The 18682-nt window shown below is 34.0% G+C and carries 11 protein-coding genes and 1 pseudogene; 6 read left to right on the plus strand and 6 right to left on the minus strand.

What is annotated here, in order from left to right:
* Positions 1-41: 41 nt before the first annotated feature.
* The 3 genes from Q0L65_RS06515 to Q0L65_RS06525 form a co-directional block, all read right to left on the minus strand.
* Positions 42-1607: a RagB/SusD family nutrient uptake outer membrane protein gene (locus Q0L65_RS06515; RefSeq protein ID WP_296684633.1), complete on the minus strand. Its 1566-nt coding sequence runs from the start codon at positions 1605-1607 to the stop codon at positions 42-44.
* A gap of 11 nt (positions 1608-1618) precedes the next feature.
* The gene (locus tag Q0L65_RS06520) at positions 1619-4573 is read right to left on the minus strand and encodes a SusC/RagA family TonB-linked outer membrane protein (RefSeq protein WP_296684635.1); all 2955 of its coding nucleotides are present in this window, start codon (positions 4571-4573) and stop codon (positions 1619-1621) included.
* A gap of 363 nt (positions 4574-4936) precedes the next feature.
* Positions 4937-7156, minus strand: coding sequence for an alpha-galactosidase (locus tag Q0L65_RS06525; RefSeq protein WP_296684636.1), 2220 nt, complete (start codon positions 7154-7156; stop codon positions 4937-4939).
* A 200-nt stretch (positions 7157-7356) separates the two neighbouring features.
* Between Q0L65_RS06525 and Q0L65_RS06530 the strand changes: the two genes are divergently transcribed.
* The 6 genes and pseudogenes from Q0L65_RS06530 to Q0L65_RS06555 all read left to right on the plus strand — a co-directional run bounded on the left by Q0L65_RS06530 (position 7357) and on the right by Q0L65_RS06555 (position 14700).
* Positions 7357-8943 carry a glycoside hydrolase family 32 protein gene (locus Q0L65_RS06530; protein WP_296684638.1) on the plus strand — a complete coding sequence of 529 codons (1587 nt, stop codon included), beginning with the start codon at positions 7357-7359 and terminating at the stop codon, positions 8941-8943.
* Between the two features lie 47 nt (positions 8944-8990).
* Positions 8991-10319, plus strand: a pseudogene (locus tag Q0L65_RS06535) (sugar porter family MFS transporter); the annotation flags it as partial.
* A gap of 5 nt (positions 10320-10324) precedes the next feature.
* Positions 10325-11209 carry a carbohydrate kinase gene (locus Q0L65_RS06540; RefSeq protein WP_296684639.1) on the plus strand — a complete coding sequence of 295 codons (885 nt, stop codon included), beginning with the start codon at positions 10325-10327 and terminating at the stop codon, positions 11207-11209.
* A gap of 3 nt (positions 11210-11212) precedes the next feature.
* A complete protein-coding gene (locus Q0L65_RS06545; RefSeq protein ID WP_296684641.1) occupies positions 11213-11629 on the plus strand; it encodes a VOC family protein in 417 nt (138 codons plus the stop codon).
* Between the two features lie 29 nt (positions 11630-11658).
* Positions 11659-13410, plus strand: coding sequence for an alpha-glucosidase (locus tag Q0L65_RS06550; RefSeq protein WP_296684643.1), 1752 nt, complete (start codon positions 11659-11661; stop codon positions 13408-13410).
* Positions 13411-13677: 267 nt separating this feature from the next.
* Complete coding sequence (locus Q0L65_RS06555) at positions 13678-14700, plus strand: LacI family DNA-binding transcriptional regulator (protein ID WP_296684644.1); 1023 nt, start codon at positions 13678-13680, stop codon at positions 14698-14700.
* Between the two features lie 7 nt (positions 14701-14707).
* Here Q0L65_RS06555 and queG read toward each other — a convergent pair whose 3' ends face one another.
* From queG to Q0L65_RS06570, 3 genes are all read right to left on the minus strand, one after another.
* A complete protein-coding gene (queG, locus tag Q0L65_RS06560) occupies positions 14708-15628 on the minus strand; it encodes a tRNA epoxyqueuosine(34) reductase QueG (RefSeq protein WP_296685203.1) in 921 nt (306 codons plus the stop codon).
* 125 nt (positions 15629-15753) lie between these two features.
* Entirely contained in the window at positions 15754-16776 is a 1023-nt protein-coding gene (gene ruvB, locus Q0L65_RS06565; RefSeq protein ID WP_296684646.1) for a Holliday junction branch migration DNA helicase RuvB, read from the minus strand.
* A gap of 100 nt (positions 16777-16876) precedes the next feature.
* Positions 16877-18661: a cbb3-type cytochrome c oxidase subunit I gene (locus Q0L65_RS06570; protein ID WP_296684648.1), complete on the minus strand. Its 1785-nt coding sequence runs from the start codon at positions 18659-18661 to the stop codon at positions 16877-16879.
* Positions 18662-18682 lie beyond the last annotated feature (21 nt).

An 18682-nucleotide genomic window follows, 5' to 3' on the forward strand; every position in this document is an offset into this window, starting at 1 on the left:
GCAATTTGCTCTCCTTGAAATAAGTATCAAAATACGGAATATTAGTATCCAGGATTTTGTTTAATATTTGGATTCAACAACGCTGTAGTTGGAATTGGCAACAATACTCTATACGCATCTGTATTAGTCATCGTAGCCCTAGCAGTTGTATATTTACCAAAACGAATCATATCGTTTCTTCTCCATCCTTCTTCCCATAACTCTGTAGCTCTAGCAGTATATATTCCTGTTAAAGTTGACAAATCCATCGGGGTAGTTATTCCAGGACGTGCAGTAAATAAAGCTTTAATAGAAGCCGGAGTTGTAGTACTAACACCTCCTCTAGCAATAGCTTCTGCTTTCATCAACAACGCGTCTGCATAACGGAACAATACGTAATCATTTTCTGGTTTATCCATATTAGAAACGTCTGGTATGTATTTCTGAGGACGAATACCCCATCTTTCTAACCACTCTGCAGCTAATATTTTACCGTCTGCTGGCAGACCAGCAGGATCACTTTGAAAATTCAAAGGACGAGAGTCATTTTGAGCTCTAGTTTTCAAAGCAACAGCTCCTCCTTTTTCATATTGTTGACCAATACGCATTCCAAGCGGACTACCGAAATTAGCAATTATAGAAGCATCATTGTTTTTAATACGTCTATCGGCAGGATCAAATTGATTATAATATTCTTGCAGTACAGAAAAACCATTCCATCCAGAAGGAGTTTGATTGTAATGAGCACTCATATACCATCTTGATCTAATTCCATTTATCCCTAAACCTGCAACTCCATCTACACCAAGCACATTTCTAACTGATAATATTACTTCAGGACTAGTATTGTTTGAAGGCTTGAAGTTGTCCCAATAATCAGGAGCCAATGAAGTTGATGAAGAAATAGCATCAACATACTGAATCACTTTATTCATATTGGCAACATTATTTGCATTAAATCCAGTATGTGATGGAGCATCGAATACTGCTTTGTTCAAATAAATTTTAGCCAATAAGAAATTAGCTGCATCTTTACTAGCAATAGATGGATCTGAAGTGTTTTTAGCCGGTAAATTAGGTAACGCTTCTTCTAACAAAGCAATGATTTTGGCAGTAGCTGTTGGAGAATCCCACACTTTAGGGAAATCATCATTAGAACTACCTGCCTCTCTGTAAGGCACTTGACCAAACATATCAATTGCATTATAATAGTAATACGCTTTCAAAAATTGAGCTTGTGCTTTATTTGAAGGAGAAATTCCTTTAATAGCCAAAGCCAAATCACAGTTATAAACACTTGACAACATATGCTTCCAAGCAGTATTAACTTCTCTACTATCTGCTTTCCATGTGTGAAAGTGATCTTCTAACCATGCTCCTCCATCTCCCCAGTCTCCTGCACGTGTTGGCACTATTGCAAAATCTGTAGTTACTTCTTGTATAGCAAAAAGACCATCTTGAGTCTCAAAATTATGCAATCCAGCATAAGCAGATACTAATACTGCATCTGCATCAGCAGCTGAAAGTTCTGTAGCATCTGTAATTTGCTCATCTAAATTGGTACAGCTTACACCTAACACTAATGCTCCAGCAAAAAGCCCGTACTTTATAAAATTAATTTTTTTCATTTTTATTCTAATTAAAATGTTACGTTAAGTCCTACCGAAAAAGATCTCGCTTTTGGATATGATAAATAATCAATACCTGCTGAAGGAATACCATTTAAAGATTTATTTGTATCAACCTCTGGATCAAAACCAGAATATTTAGTGATTACAAATAAGTTAGATCCATTTACATAAAAACGAGCTGTTTTCATTTTCAATCTTTCTAAAATTGACCCTTTGATTGTGTAACCTAAAGTTAATTGACCTAGTCTAAGGAAATCTCCTTTTTCAAGATATTTAGTAGAAGGAGTATTTGCATCAGTATTCGATTGAGCAGAATAAGCTACTTCAGGCGTAACATTTTTACCACCTAATTGATTTTGGTAGAATAACGCTACGTTAGTATTGTTAAACAAATAATTTCCAAAATTACCGTACATTGAAGTAGAGAAATCAAAATCTTTGTAAGCTACGCTTGTAGAGAAACCAACTGTCATTTTTGGCAAAGGTTGTTTATCTAACATTGAAGTAGCACCACCATTGGCATATAACGATTTACCATTGGCATCATAACCTGTAAATTCAGGTAAATAATAAGTATACAAAGGATATCCATCTTGAATTCTTTGAACATAAGCATCAGTTAAACCTTGACCATCAATACGTCCTACATTATAAATGTTAGAAGCTCCTAAGTTTTCTACTGTATTAGACAAGAAAGCTACGTTTCCAGAAACATCCCATGATAAGTCTTGAGTATCTATAACTTTATAATTTAAAGCAACCTCAACTCCTTTATTAATTAAATTTGCTGGTAAATTAACATACTTGATACCTTGTGGAGAAGGTTGACCTGATGTAGACGGAATTCCCACAATTAAATCAGTCGTGTTTTTATTAAAATAATCCACAGATCCTGATAATTTATTTTTTAACAATGTAAAATCAGCACCTACACCATAAGAAGTAGTCGTTTCCCAAGTCAATTGAGAGTTGGCATTATTTACAATAGTAAATTTATCTGGTCCATTGTATTCAATAATACTAACTGAAGAATTTCTTGGAAACTCAGTATTACCAGTTTTACCAATATTAGTTCTTAATTTCAAATCGTTAACCAATCCGTCTTTACCTTCAACTAATTTGTAAGCCAAACCTAAAGATGGGAAATTTCCATATTTTTTTCCCTCAGCTGCTTTAGATGAACCATCACGACGTACAGTAAGATCTAAATTCAATTTATTGTAAAAAGACATAGAAGCTCTTGCAAAAACCGATTGCATTTCAGAAAGCCCTTTGTATGAATTTGTTCTAGTTTCTGTAGGAATTCCTCCTTCCATATTTTCTAACAAATTAGTTTGAGTAGGAGCAAATCCTTTTGCAGATACAAAAGTTCCATTTGAAGCATAATTATAATAAGAATATCCAAGAATCGCATTCAAATTAATGTTTTTAGTAAGATCTTTAGTGTAAGTTAAATTATGTTCAATCGTCTTATTAACTCTTTGATCTTCAGCTACAACTGCCTGCCCTCTATATTCTACTAAATTTGAAGGATTTACTGCTCTAGCAAAATCTTGAATATTTAAACTAGGTGAAGCTTGTTGTTTTACTACTGAATTTGAAGTTTCAAAACCTACAACCATTGTATATTTCAAATTATTGGTTAATTTCACATTTGTAGTTAAACTTCCTAAAAATTTAGACAAATCTCCTTTGTTCGAATAATCATTCAATAAATGAACAGGATTTATATAATCCCCACTTACACGAACATAAGAACCATCAACATTTTGTACATTTCTTGTAGGATTCCAGTACAAAGCCGAACTTAAAACATCCCCAATATATCCTGTATTATTAGTTGTCAAAGCTCTTTGATCTTTAACATTAGAATACGAAATACGAGTTTCTAATTTAACTCTACTATCTAAAAATTCATTAGAATTAAACAATGTAGCAGTGTACTTATCCAAACCTGTATTTCTTATAATACCATCTGTATTAGCCATACCTAAAGAGATTCTCGTATTCGATTTATCTGTTCCACTTGAATATGACAAATCATGATTTAAAGTACTTCCTGTTTGTAATACTTGTTTTTTCCAATCATAAGAACCACCAAAATTTTTGTCAGCTGGAGTAAGTTTGATAAATTCATCTGTTGACAATACATCAAATTTAGATGCAAAAGAAGAGGTCGTATAAGATGAAGAATAAGTTAATTCTGGCTCTTTTGATTTACCTTTTTTAGTTGTAATAATGATTACACCATTGGCTCCACGAGCACCATAAATAGCTGTAGAAGAAGCATCTTTCAAAATAGACATACTTTCGATATCATTTTGATTAATGAAACTTAACGGATCTTTAGCAGATGAATTACCATTACCTAAACTCGCACCACCAGAAGTTACATCACCACCTGCCAACGGCACACCGTCGACTACAATAAGCGGACCATTCCCAGAACGCAAAGTTCCATTACCACGAATTCTGATAGAATTTGAAGCACCTGGCTCTCCATTTGAAGAGGTAACTTGAACACCAGCAACCTTACCTTGTAAAAGAGAAGCTGGATTCACCGCAGCAACGTTATCAAATTTCTTAGACGAAATTTGATCAACCGCACCTGTTGCATCTTTTTTCTTCACAGAACCGTAACCGATAACGACTACTTCTTTTAATTCTGCTGAATCTTCTTTTAAAGTAACATTTACATTACTTCTTCCTGCTACATTTACTTCTTGTGTTTTAAGACCAATGTAACTAAAAACTAAAACTGCGTTTGAGCCAACATTTTTGATAGTAAATTTACCATCGAAATCTGTTTGTGCTCCTTTTGTCGTTCCTTTAACTAATACAGAAGCCCCTGGAAGAGGTCCGCTAGCATCGGATACGGTACCTGACACATCTTGCGAATATGTCAAACTTGTACATAGCATGGTTAAGAAAACCATCAAGCCTTTAAGTAGACTATTTTTCATACGTAATAAATAAGTTGGTTAATAAATGGTTTGTTTTAAATATTGATTCAAACATACTATTAATTTTATGAAAATATTAAGAAAAAGTAAACTATATCGTTTTCGGTACATCGAAAACGTTTTCGATTTAAAAATTGATACTGTAAAAAAATAAGTGAAAAAATAATTTATATGTAAAAAAAATACGGTAAAAAAACACATATTCTATATTTTAATCTACTACATTGAAAAAACGATGAATTATCCCTAAGATAAGACCTCAATATCAAATTATATTGCGAATTATTTAAAATTTGATCCAAAAACAAAAGCTTCCAGTCTATAAAAGAACGGAAGCTTTTGTTACTAAAAAATGAAGATTTACTATTTTAGCTCGGTAACCTCTAGAACAACACTTGTTCTTTTTAAATTCACATCGGGATTATATCCTGCCTTCATTAAAAAGTCCCCGGAATAAACTACCGATTTCAACGTAGATTCTATCTCAGGATATAAATTGATTTCTTTTACCACATATTTTTTATTCGAGTCCAAACCATTAAACACTACTGGTCTTTTGGTTGCCGTAAGATTAAATCTGTTATTGACTAAATAATTAAAAACCACCGCTCTGGTTTTATCTTTATTTACATACATCAAAGATGCGATATCATTTTCGTACGGATTTACTAAGCGATATTGATCTCCATGCCAAACTATATCCTTAAACGAATGATAATTTGAAATCGCTTGTTTACAAAACTGTCTGTCCTTTTCGCTCAAATGATTGGTAACAATATCAAACCCTAATTTCCCCATACTAGCAACATCAACTCTGAACTTCAAAGGCTGTTTCCCCCAATCAGTCACGTGATTATCTGTAGTGATAGAAGGAAAGAAATACGAATAATTCCATTGCATAAAAATTCGTTCTAAAGGTTCTGTATCATCACTCGGCCAAAACTCAGTGAAATATTTCAAAAATTCATATTCCCCTCTACCACCTCCGCCAGAACACAACATCATAGGCACTTTTGGGTATTTAGCACGAATACGCTCTAACACTTTATACAGTCCTTTAATATAATCGACATACAAATTAGATTGTGGCAATCCTTTTTTATTCAAATAAGCTGAATAAGCATTATAAATAACCGCATTACAATCCCATTTGATAAAAGCCAATTCTGGATTTTTCACAAATAGATTATCTACGATTCCAAAAACAAAATCCTGTACTTCTGGATTGGATAAATCCAACACCAATTGGTTTCTGTAATAAATTTCAGGACGCTCCGGTTGACGAATTACCCAATCTTGATGTTTTTCGTACAATTCACTTCTAGGGTTTACCATTTCTGGCTCAATCCAGATTCCGAATTTCACTCCTTCTTTTTTAGCTTCTTTTACTAAATAGCCTAACCCATGAGGCAATTTCTTTTTGTTTTCTTGCCAATCTCCTAAACCAGCATCATCATTATTACGAGGATATTTATTTCCAAACCAACCATCATCTAGAAGAAATAAATCTACACCAATATCTTTAGCTCCTTTAAACAAGCCTGAGATTTTATTCTCATCAAAATCAAAATAAGTAGCTTCCCAATTATTTAATAAAGTCAATCGCTCTCCTTCTCCATCTAGAACTCTATATTTTCTTGCCCAATTCTGTAAATTTCTACTTGCCTCTCCCGTTCCATTAGTAGATAAAGTATAAATTAATGAAGGAGTCTTGAACGTTTCGTTTGGCACCAAAGCATATTCTGATGCATACGGATTTATTCCAGTAATCAAACGAAGATTTTTATGCGAATCTATTTCAAAATCCAATTTAAAATTACCACTCCAAGCCAATTGACCTAACAATACCGTCCCTTGATTCTCTGAAGCAGGTTTTCCAAAAGAAACTATAAAATTTGGGGTCTGTAACAGCATTGCTCTAGTTCCTAATTTAGAATCAATTGTTCTAATGCCTTGTTCTAATTTCGTTTCAATAGGCTGCATTTCTTTTAAATACTCTCCTTGAAAACTGGTTAAATAGAAATCTTTGTTTGAAAAGTACAAATTGGCAGAAGCAAACTTTTGCAACAAGACTGCTTTTTTCTCTTTGTGTCTAATTTCTGTCCATTGTTCAATCAGATTTTCTTTTGACCAAACTTTATAACACAAAGTCACCTCAAAAGGATAAACAGGATCTTTCAAAACAATACTTGTAAGAGAAGTATTGGCATCAATTTGTTCTTTTTTGTGACTGCTGTATTTCAACTCTAACGAAGGATTCCCATCCGCATGTTTGACCTGAATAGCGGGTTCTGATAAATTCCAAGTTCCTGCCGGAGTGTAAGCCGAATTATAAATTCCTGAATTATTTTCATCATAATTCGTAGTAGCCCCAACCGCTTCTAATTCGCTTTGATTTTGTATTGGTTTACCAAAGTATATTGTTCTTAATCGATTCAAATGATCCGTCTGCAACAAAATCATGTGATTTTCAGAAGCAATGGGAATAGTCACTTTTTGAGCACTCAACTGTATCGAGGTAATTAATAGGCTTACAATAAAAAATACTTTTTTATTATAAAGATTTAGAAGATTTAGATTCATATTTTTATTTAAATTGGTTTGACAATAGACATTTACAACTTTCAAACATAATACATAAAATTGTAATACTATTTACAAAGACATTTAAAACTACTAAATACAACATCGACAACGATTTCGGAAAAATTCTATATCATTATCAATATTCCAAAGCTGACTATTCATAAAAGAATACTATTTTTAACAGCCAAAAAAACCAGATGAAATACCTATGGACTCAAATAATAGCCGTTAGCTTGTTCATAAGCACTCTATTCACATTAAATTGCGTAGCGCAAGAAAAGAATAGCGTTTTGATTTCGTCTAAAGAAACTATCACTGTTGACTCTACTCAATATTATAAAGAACCTTTTAGACCACAATTTCATTTTTCGCCTGAAAAAAAATGGATGAACGACCCTAACGGGATGTTGTACTACAAAGGAACCTACCATTTATTTTACCAATACTATCCTGCAGACATTGTTTGGGGACCCATGCATTGGGGACACTCAATAAGCGCTGATTTAATTCATTGGCAACACAAAAAAATCGCCTTATTTCCAGATCAATTAGGCTACATATTTTCAGGTAGTGCTGTAATGGATGTGAACAACACTTCTGGACTTGGCACCAAAGAAAACCCTCCAATGATTGCTGTTTTCACTTACCACAATATGGAGTTTGAAAAGGCAGGTAAAATTAACACGCAAACCCAAGGTTTGGCTTACAGTTTAGACGAAGGGGAAACTTGGAAAAAATACGAGGCCAACCCAATTATCAATAATACAACTTTACGTGATTTTAGAGACCCTAAAGTATTTTGGAACGAAGATGCCAAAACTTGGAACTTAGTTTTAGTTGCGGGAGATCGTGCTCAATTCTATACTTCCAACAACTTACTCCATTGGAAACTAGAAAGTGAATTTGGACAAAAGAATGGCGCACACGGAGGCGTTTGGGAATGCCCTGATATATTTAAACTGAAAGTAAACGGAACTCAAGAAGAAAAATGGGTGCTTTTAGTAAGTATCAATCCAGGAGCGCCCAATGGTGGTTCGGCGACACAATATTTTATTGGCGATTTTGATGGAAAAACGTTTACAACTGCGCAAAAAGAAACCAAATGGGTGGATTACGGCACCGATAATTACGCAGGCGTCACTTACAACGATACACCCAAGGGTGAACGTGTATTTTTAGGCTGGATGAGTAACTGGAATTATGCTCGAAATACGCCAACAACCAATTGGAGAAGCGCAATGACCTTAGCTAGAACGCTTTCTCTTTCAACAATCAACGGAGATTATGTACTACAAAGCAAACCTGTTGAACAGTTCAAAAAGCAATTAACTACAGAATTCTCAAAAGAAGAAATCAATATTAAAAAAGGAAGCGGAAAAACTTTTGCTTACCCTAAATTGAATCAATCTCAAATTCAATTCAATGCCAAAAACAAAAATCTAAAATTGATTTTTTCAAATGAGGTTAAGGATACCCTTATCTTAAACTATGATGCCAAAAAACAAACTTTTGTAATTGACAGACGCCATTCGGGTAAAGTGAATTTCGAGAAAAGTTTTGGAGAAAAAATACACACTAGACCTACTCCAAATTTAATTTCGAAAACTATTGATTTTCAAATTATCTTGGATTGGTCTTCGATTGAGATTTTCTTAAACGAAGGAGTTTATACTTTTACTGATCAAATTTTTCCAAACCAACCTTACACTAAATTAACCATTGAGTCTACTGAAAATCAAGAAATTAAAAATATCGTTTTCCAATCTGTAAAAGGAATTTGGTAAAATAGTATCTTTCCAACTCAAAATTAACTAAACCACAAAAACTAAAAAAAATGAATAACAAAAAAATTCTCTACTGGTCCATTGTAGTAGCCTTGGCAGGATTCTTATTCGGTTTCGACACCGTTGTAATTTCAGGTGCTGACAAACAATTGCAACAATTATGGGGTTCTTCCGATTTATACCACGGTTTAGTGGTGATGTCATCCGCTTTATGGGGAACCGTAATTGGGGCGATATTTGGTTCTTATCCAACTAATATTTTAGGGAGAAAAAAGACGTTAATTATCATCGGACTTTTATTTTTCATTTCTGCATTAGGAACCGCTTTTGCCACGGATTCCATCATTTTCTCAATTTTTAGATTCCTTGGCGGAATTGGAATAGGTGCCTCAACCATTGCAGCACCAACCTATGTATCTGAAATTGCACCGGCCAAAGACCGTGGAAAATTAGTGGCTTTGTACCAATTCAATATCGTTTTTGGAATTCTTATTGCCTTCACTTCTAATTTTTACTTACAAGATATTGGCGAAAATTCTTGGCGTTGGATGCTTGGAATTCAGGCTTTTCCAGCTTTTATTTACACCTTATTGGTTTTTGGTATTCCAGAAAGTCCGCGTTGGATTTTTGAATACAAAAAAGATAGAGCACAAGCTATTTCAATTTTAAAACAAATCAACACTGACGCGCAAGTAGAAGAAGAAATTGCCGCTATTGAAAACGAGACCGCTCACGAAGGTAAAAATGAATCCATTTTTATGAAAAAATACAGGAAGCCTTTATTATTGGCATTTTTCATTGCCTTTTTCAATCAGCTATCTGGAATTAATGCGTTTTTATATTATGCACCGCGTATTTTTGAATTGGCCGGATTAGAAAAATCGGCTTCTTTCTTAAGCAGTATCGGGATTGGAGTAATCAATTTATTGTTTACTATGATTGGTATTTCATTAATCGATAAATACGGCCGAAAAACCTTGATGTATTTGGGTTCTGTTGGCTATATTATTTCGTTAGGATTAGTAACGACTGCCTTTTTTTACGAATGGAAAGGCATGGCAGTGCCGCTATTTTTCTTCTTATTCATCGCCTCTCACGCCATTGGTCAAGGAGCGGTAATCTGGGTATTTATTTCAGAATTATTCCCTAATAAATTAAGAGCTGCAGGAACTTCTTTTGGGACTTCTGTTCACTGGGTTTTAGCTGCTTTAATCCCATCGTTTATTCCGTTTTTATTCAAAGAAATTGGCACTACAACTGTATTTGCTATTTTCTGCATTATGATGGTGTTCCAATTGCTTTGGGTTTTCTTCAAAATGCCTGAAACTAAAGGAAGAACGTTAGAAGAATTATCTGAAAGTTTATCTAAAAATTAATAACTATGGCTACAAAAATAGTTTGTTTTGGAGAAGTCTTATTTGACGTTTTTCCAACACATAGAAAAATTGGAGGAGCGCCTTTGAATGTTGCACTTAGAATGGCTTCATTGGGAATCGAGACTCAAATCATTAGTCGTATTGGGCAGGATGAAATCGGGAAAGAATTACTCGATTTTGTTAGCCAAAATGGCGTAAGTACAAACTCTATCCAAGTTGACAACACTTTTGCAACAGGGGAAGTATTGGTAAAATTAGACGCAAAAGGTTCGGCTTCTTACACCATCAATTATCCTGTAGCTTGGGATAAAATTGAAGCTACTCCTGAAGCTCAAAATGTAGTAGCTAATGCAGATGCTCTCGTTTTTGGAAGTTTAGTTTGTAGAGACAATACCTCTTACCAAAGCTTGATAAGCCTACTAAATTCAGCTAAATATAAAATTTTTGATGTGAATTTAAGAGCGCCTTTTTACACCAAAGAATTGCTTTCAGACTTAATGAACAAAGCTGATTTTATTAAATTTAATGATGACGAATTATATGAAATTAGCGAGTATTTAGGCTCTCCTTTTCATTCTTTGGAACAAAACATTCAGTTTATTGCTGAAAAAACTAACACTAAACATATTTGTGTAACCAAAGGCAGTCACGGAGCCGTTTTGTTATACAACAACCAATTATTTTACAATAGTGGGTATAAAATAACAGTAGCCGATACAGTAGGTGCTGGTGATTCATTTTTAGCTGGTTTATTAACCAAATTATTGACAGGAATAGTGCCTCAAAAAGCGATTGATTTTGCTTGTGCTTTAGGAGCATTAGTCGCTCAAAATGAAGGTGCTAATCCAAAAATTTCACCGGAAGCTATTGCTGAATTTATGCAAATTTAGACCATGGATTTAAAAATAAACCACATACAACACATTGGAATTCCAGTTTCCAACATTCAGAAATCAATTGCTTTTTATGAGCAATTCGGTTTTAAAAATGTCATGCCATCTACCTTTGAAATTGAAGGAGAAAAAGGCGGAATTGTGGCCATGATGGAGCGAGGTGCTATGGTAATAGAATTATATCAAATGCCTGCCTCTCACCTATCCGAAATTGCCAATAGGAAAGACGGACATATTGATCATGTTGCCTTTGATGTGGATGATATTAATTTAACATACAAAACCCTAAAAGAAAACAATTTTACAATTCTCGAAAACGAACCCGTTTTTCTTAATTTTTGGAACAAAGGCTGTAAATATTTCAATATTTTAGGTCCTGACGGAGAACGTTTGGAGTTCAACGAAATAATTAAATAACTTTATATCTACAATTAAATTTTAACCGAATGAAAAAGAATCAAATGCTGTTGATTGCCTTACTCTTCTCTTCTTTGATGAGTATTATGGCGCAAGAAAACAAAACAACAATCGTTAAAACTGGTGATGCAAAATGGTGGAAAGAAGCCGTGATTTACCAAATTTACCCTCGAAGTTTTAAAGACAGCGATGGAGATGGAATTGGCGATATTAAAGGGATTATTTCTAAATTAGACTACTTGAAAAGTTTAGGAATTGATGCTGTTTGGCTAAGCCCAATTTACGATTCTCCAAACGATGATAACGGTTACGACATTAGCAACTACAGAGAAATCTTAAAAGATTTTGGAACGATGGCAGATTTTGATCTTTTGTTAAAAGAAATGCACAAAAGAAACATTAAATTAATTATGGATATGGTAGTAAACCATAGTAGTGATGAACACGAATGGTTCAAACAATCTAAAAGTTCTAGAGACAATAAATACCGTGATTATTACTATTGGTGGCCAGCCGAAAAAGGAATTCCTCCTTACAGATGGAGCTTTTTTGATGTAAATAGCAATGCTTGGAAATATGATGCGACAACTAATGCGTATTATTTACATTATTTCTCTCAAAAACAACCCGACTTAAACTGGAACAATCCTACACTTCGTAAAGAAATTTACGACATTATGGCTTTTTGGCTGAACAAAGGAATTGATGGGTTTAGAATGGATGCTTTCCAATTCATTTCAAAAGATGACAGTTTCCCTGAATTACCAAAAGAAATTGTAAATAACACGCTGGAGATTATTAAATTCTATGGTAATGGTCCGAAATTACACGAACATATTCAAGAAATGAATCGTGAAGTATTAAGTAAATATCCAGATGCTATGACGGTTTCAGAAGGTGCGGGAGATTCTCCAGAAGCAGCTATGAAATTTGTTGATCCGGCTCGAAAAGAACTGAATCTAGCGTATCATTTTGAAAGTGTAGATATTGGAAACCATGTTCGTGAATTTGGATTGGTAAAATACAAAAACATTTTCTCTAAATATGACGAAGTTTTTAAAGACAAAGGATGGTTATCTATTTTTGTAGCCAATCATGACCAACCTAGAATGGTAAGTAAATTTGGAAATGACTCCCCTCAGTTCAGAGCTGTTTCTTCTAAAATGCTTTCTACTTTTGTAATGACTATGAGAGGAACTCCTTACAACTTCAACGGAGATGAAATTGGGATGGTTAATATTCGCTTTGACAATATTGAGGACTACAATGATGTAGATACCCGAAATAAATACGTACAACTCAAAAATGCAGGTGGGGACTTAAAGGCATTTTTGGAAAACAAAAAACAAACGTCTAGAGAAAATGGAAGAACTCCTTTTCAATGGAATGCTAGTGCTAATGGAGGATTTACAACAGGTAAACCTTGGCTTAAGGTAAATCCAAACTTTACAACAATCAATGCCGAGTCACAAGAAAAAGATCCAAACTCGGTATTAAATTATTACAGAAAATTAGTAAAAGTTCGTAAAGCAAGCCCTGTACTACAATACGGAAAATATACTCTTTTGGATAAAGAAAATCCAAATGTATTTTCTTACACTAGAGAGCTTGACGGGAAAAAAATATTGGTTTTATTGAACTTTACAGAAAAGGAAGCTGCTTATAATTTAGGTTTTTCAACGGACAAATCTAAAATCATCCTAAGCAATTACACCAAATCAAAATCAATGAAAATCAATACACTACGTCCATACGAAGCAATAATTTTAGAATTAAAATAAATACTTATACATTTTAAAAGCGGTTTAAAAATATATTTTTAAACCGCTTTTTTATTTGCAAAAACTAGGTATCCCAACTAATGTTTGAAATATAACGTTCCATTTATAATTTGTAAATATTCATTTAAATGAAGAATTATTTCATAAAAATGAATACCTTGTGGATGGATTTACAACCAATCAAATTGGTATAAAATTTCATACTAAATGAGCTGGAACAATTATTCCATATCATTACTAAACTAAATGTTTCCAAAAATCACGGTCATGAAAGACATTACTCTTAAAGAAATTGCGACTACGCTAGGAATCTCCATTACAACAGTTTCTAAAGCACTAAAAAACTATCCAGATGTTAGTGAGAAAACGAAAAATGCAGTTAAAGAGTTGGCACAAAACTTAAACTACACTCCTAACAGTTTTGCCGTAAATTTAAGAACGAAAGAGTCTAAAACCATTGGTTTAATAATCCCTGAAGTATCGCATCATTTTTTCTCTAATATTATTAAAGCTATTATTGATGAGGCTGAAAAAAATGGATATTTAGTAATCATCTTACAGTCTAACGAAACATTAGAATTAGAAAAAAAACAAGTAGAATTACTCATTAACAAAAGAGTAGACGGGATTCTGATGTCACTTTCTAATGAATCGAATAACGATTCTCATATCCAAGAGATAATTAAGAGAAACATTCCTTTAGTAATGTTTGACAAGATTGCCAAATTAGCGAAATGTTCCAAGGTAATTATTGACGACCAAAAAGCAGGATTTGAAGCCACACAACACTTAATTGATAATGGTTGCAAAAAAATAGCTCATATTCGAGGGCCTCTCAACCCGCAAAATTCTATTGACCGCTATCTAGGCTATAAAAAAGCTTTAGAAAAAAATAATATTCCATTTGACTCAAAATTAGTATATGCTTGTGAAAAAGTATCTTTCGAAGAAGGAAAAGAGTTCGCCGAACAACTATTTGAAGAGCATCCAGATGTAGACGGAATATTTGCGATAACTGACTTGGTTGCAGTAGGCGTATTAGCTTATTGTAACGAACACAAAATTAACGTACCCAAAGACGTTAAAATAATTGGTTTTAGTAATTGGTTTATGTCTCAAGTAATTACTCCAAAATTAAGTACTATAGAGCAACCAAGTCATGAAATGGGAGTTACTGCTTTCGATTTATTGTTAGAAGAAATGACAGCCAGAAAAGAAGAAGTTGAATTTAGTCCGAAAACTATTGAATTAGATACTGAAATTATTGAACGAGAATCTAGTTCAAAATAGAGATTTATTATTTTAAAAAATTTAAATTTCGCTTTAAGCCTTCAAATTTAGTGCGTTTAAGAGGAGAATTTTTAAATACCTTTTGAAACGTTTCAGAGGTAATTTCTTCCCAGTCTTTTTTAGAAAACGAAAGTAATTCAGGATTGGTATCAAACAAAGGCTCATTGTGAGGTTTAGAAAATCGATTCCAAGGGCAGACATCTTGGCATACATCACATCCAAAAGCCCAATCGTCCAATTTTCCCTTCATATCATATGGAAGATTATCCTTTAATTCGATTGTATAATATGAAATACATTTACTGCCATCTACTTGATAAGGCGCAATAATAGCTTGCGTTGGACAAGCATCTAAACAAGCGGTACAAGTACCACAGTGGTCAGTAGTTGGAGTATCATATTCTAAATCTAAATCAATGATTAACTCGGCTATAAAATAAAAAGAACCTACTTTTTGTGTAATGAGATTACTATTTTTCCCTATCCAACCCAAACCACTTTTAGCTGCCCAAGCTTTATCCAACACAGGTGCTGAATCTACAAAAGCGCGACCTGAAACCTCCCCTATTTGTTCTTGGATAGAAAACAAAAGTGCTTTCAGCTTTTCTTTGATTACATAATGATAATCTTGTCCATAAGCATATTTGGAAATTTTATAGGAATCGGCTCTTTGAAATTCTGATGGATAATAATTCAGGAGTAATGAAACGACACTTTTGGCACCATCAACTAGTAAAGTAGGATCCAAACGCTTGTCAAAATGATTTTCCATGTAGGTCATTTGACCATGGCTATTGTTTTTAAGCCATTTTTCGAGCCGTGGAGCTTCTGTTTCTAAAAAACCAGCCCTAGATATACCACAAGACAAAAAACCAAGGCGTTGCGCCTCAGATTTGATGAATTGCGAATATTTTGATTTATTGTTAATAGAAATAGAATTAAAACCGGTTTAACTAGCCCTGATAGAAGCGACATCTTTTAAGGCTTCTAGCCTTTGAAAGGCTAGAAGCCTTAGGGAAAAGATACAGCGGATAGCAGGATGAGCTCCCAAAATTAAAACAACCCGCCTTGAATATTGGTTTTCAATTTACCTAAATGTTTATAGGCTTTGTCTGTCACTTCACGTCCACGAGGGGTACGCATAATAAATCCTTCTTGAATTAGAAACGGCTCATAGACTTCTTCGATGGTTTCGCTGCTTTCTGAAACAGCTGTAGCCAAGGTAGTTAAACCTACAGGACCTCCTTTAAATTTGTCAATAATGGTATTTAAAATTTTATTATCCATTTCATCCAAACCGTGCGCATCCACATTAAGCGCTTTTAAGGCATATCTTGCAATTTCTATATCAATCGTACCATTACCCTTAATTTGTGCAAAATCACGCACTCTACGCAGCAATGCGTTAGCTATACGAGGTGTTCCTCTACTTCGCCCTGCAATTTCAATTGCTGCTTCAAGATCAATAGGCATTTTTAAAATACTTGCACTACGTTCAATGATAGTTGTTAATAGTTCAGTGGTATAATATTGTAAACGTGAGGAGATTCCAAAACGTGCGCGCATAGGAGCAGTCAATAAACCTGAACGAGTAGTAGCACCAATAAGCGTAAAAGGATTTAAATTGATTTGAACGGTTCTTGCATTAGGACCAGATTCAATCATAATATCAATCTTGAAATCTTCCATAGCCGAATACAAATATTCCTCTACTATAGGGCTTAAACGATGGATTTCATCGATAAACAAGACATCTCGTTCTTCAAGATTGGTTAACAAGCCCGCTAAATCCCCTGGCTTATCCAAAACCGGACCAGAGGTGATTTTAATTCCAACTTGCAATTCATTAGCCAGAATATTAGCTAAAGTAGTTTTACCTAATCCTGGAGGACCGTGAAATAATGTATGATCTAAAGCCTCGTTACGCTGATTAGCTGCCTCTACAAATACCTTAAGATTTTCAAGGATTTGATCTTGACCTGCAAAATCATCAAAAGAGAGTGGTCTTAATCTTTTTTCAAGATCAAGTTCATCCGGGTTATATCCTTTTGTAGTTGGGTCTAAATTTTCGTTCATGAAACAAATATAGAGAAAGATTTTGGAGGAATTAAATAGAAAATTCAGATGTGAATGAAATCAAATAAAAAAGCCTCTATTTTCATAGAGGCTCTGTATATTAATGGTGTAAAACTTCTTCACCTGGTTTCATTGGCACGTTTTGAGGAACGTAATCTTCATCATGTGCAGGATTACTATAATCGTAAGGCCATCTATGTACTTCAGGAATTTCTCCTGGCCAGTTACCGTGCATATGTTCCACTGGTGCAGTCCATTCTAAAGTGTTAGATTTCCAAGGATTTTGCTCTGCTTTTTTACCATAGAAGATACTTACAAAGAAATTATATAAGAATACTAATTGGAAAGCCCCACCGATTAAAGCAAATGTTGTAATTAATACGTTCACATTTTGTAAATCATCAAACAATGGAAAGTTAGTGTTTGTATAATAACGTCTTGGCAAACCAGCTAATCCAATAAAGTGCATTGGGAAAAATACTCCATAAGCACAAACAGCCGTTACCCAAAAGTGAATATATCCTAAATTTTTGTTCAACATTCTTCCAAACATTCTTGGGAACCAATGATACACACCTGCAAACATCCCGTAAAGAGCAGAAATACCCATTACTAAGTGGAAGTGAGCTACAACGAAATAAGTATCATGCACATTAATATCCAAAGTACTATCTCCAAGAATAATTCCTGTTAATCCACCTGTAATAAAAGTTGATACCAATCCGATAGAAAACAACATAGCTGGATTGAATTGTAAGTTTCCTTTCCACAAAGTTGTGATATAATTAAACGCTTTTACAGCTGATGGAATTGCAATAAGCAAAGTTGTAAAAGTAAATACAGAACCTAAAAACGGATTCATTCCTGATACAAACATGTGGTGACCCCAAACGATTGTAGATAAAAAAGCAATCGCTAAAATCGACATAATCATCGCTCTATAACCAAAAATTGGTTTACGAGAGTTTGTTGCAATAATTTCTGATGTAATACCTAAAGCTGGTAATAATACAATATAAACCTCAGGGTGACCTAAGAACCAGAACAAGTGCTCAAACAATACAGGTGAACCACCTTGATAATGTAAAACCTCTCCTGCAATATAAATATCTGATAAGAAAAATGAAGTTCCGAAACTTCTATCGAAAATTAATAACAAAGCAGCAGACAACAATACTGGGAAAGAAACAATACCAATAACAGCAGTGATAAAGAATGCCCAAATAGTAAGTGGCAATCTAGTCATTGTCATTCCTTTTGTTCTCAAATTGATTACTGTTACAACATAATTCAAAGATCCCATCAAAGAAGACGCAATGAATATAGCCATGGAAACTAGCCATAATGTCATACCAGCTCCAGAACCAGGAATAGCTTGTGGCAATGCACTCAATGGCGGATAAATTGTCCATCCAGATGAAGCTGGACCAGCCTCAACAAATAATGAACAAACCATGATCACACTTGATAAAAAGAATAACCAATACGAAATCATATTCATGAATCCTGAAGCCATATCTCTTGCCCCAATTTGAAGCGGAATCAATAAGTTACTAAAAGTACCACTTAAACCAGCAGTCAATACAAAGAAAACCATAATGGTTCCATGTATTGTAACCAAGGCTAAATAAATATCATTAGCCATTACTCCTTCTGGTGCAAATTTATCACCTAATAAAATATTGAAGATTTTAAAAGATTCTTCAGGCCAAGCCAATTGCATTCTAAAAAGCAACGACATTGCTACACCAATAATTCCCATAACGATACCTGTAATAAGGTATTGTTTTGCAATCATTTTATGATCAATACTAAATATATACTTAGTAATGAAAGTTTCTTTATGATGATGATCGTGTTCGTGACCGTGTCCTTCTGCTGACATATTTGTATACTTTAAATATTC

This window comes from Flavobacterium sp. (assembly GCF_024642105.1).
Lineage (GTDB): Bacteria > Bacteroidota > Bacteroidia > Flavobacteriales > Flavobacteriaceae > Flavobacterium.

Coding starts and splice junctions, on each gene's coding strand:
- Q0L65_RS06515 (WP_296684633.1), bottom strand. CDS start 1,607: ATGAAAAAAATTAATTTTATAAAGTACGGGCTTTTTGCTGGAGCATTA.
- Q0L65_RS06520 (WP_296684635.1), bottom strand. CDS start 4,573: ATGAAAAATAGTCTACTTAAAGGCTTGATGGTTTTCTTAACCATGCTA.
- Q0L65_RS06525 (WP_296684636.1), bottom strand. CDS start 7,156: ATGAATCTAAATCTTCTAAATCTTTATAATAAAAAAGTATTTTTTATT.
- Q0L65_RS06530 (WP_296684638.1), top strand. CDS start 7,357: ATGAAATACCTATGGACTCAAATAATAGCCGTTAGCTTGTTCATAAGC.
- Q0L65_RS06540 (WP_296684639.1), top strand. CDS start 10,325: ATGGCTACAAAAATAGTTTGTTTTGGAGAAGTCTTATTTGACGTTTTT.
- Q0L65_RS06545 (WP_296684641.1), top strand. CDS start 11,213: ATGGATTTAAAAATAAACCACATACAACACATTGGAATTCCAGTTTCC.
- Q0L65_RS06550 (WP_296684643.1), top strand. CDS start 11,659: ATGAAAAAGAATCAAATGCTGTTGATTGCCTTACTCTTCTCTTCTTTG.
- Q0L65_RS06555 (WP_296684644.1), top strand. CDS start 13,678: ATGAAAGACATTACTCTTAAAGAAATTGCGACTACGCTAGGAATCTCC.
- ruvB (WP_296684646.1), bottom strand. CDS start 16,776: ATGAACGAAAATTTAGACCCAACTACAAAAGGATATAACCCGGATGAA.
- Q0L65_RS06570 (WP_296684648.1), bottom strand. CDS start 18,661: ATGTCAGCAGAAGGACACGGTCACGAACACGATCATCATCATAAAGAA.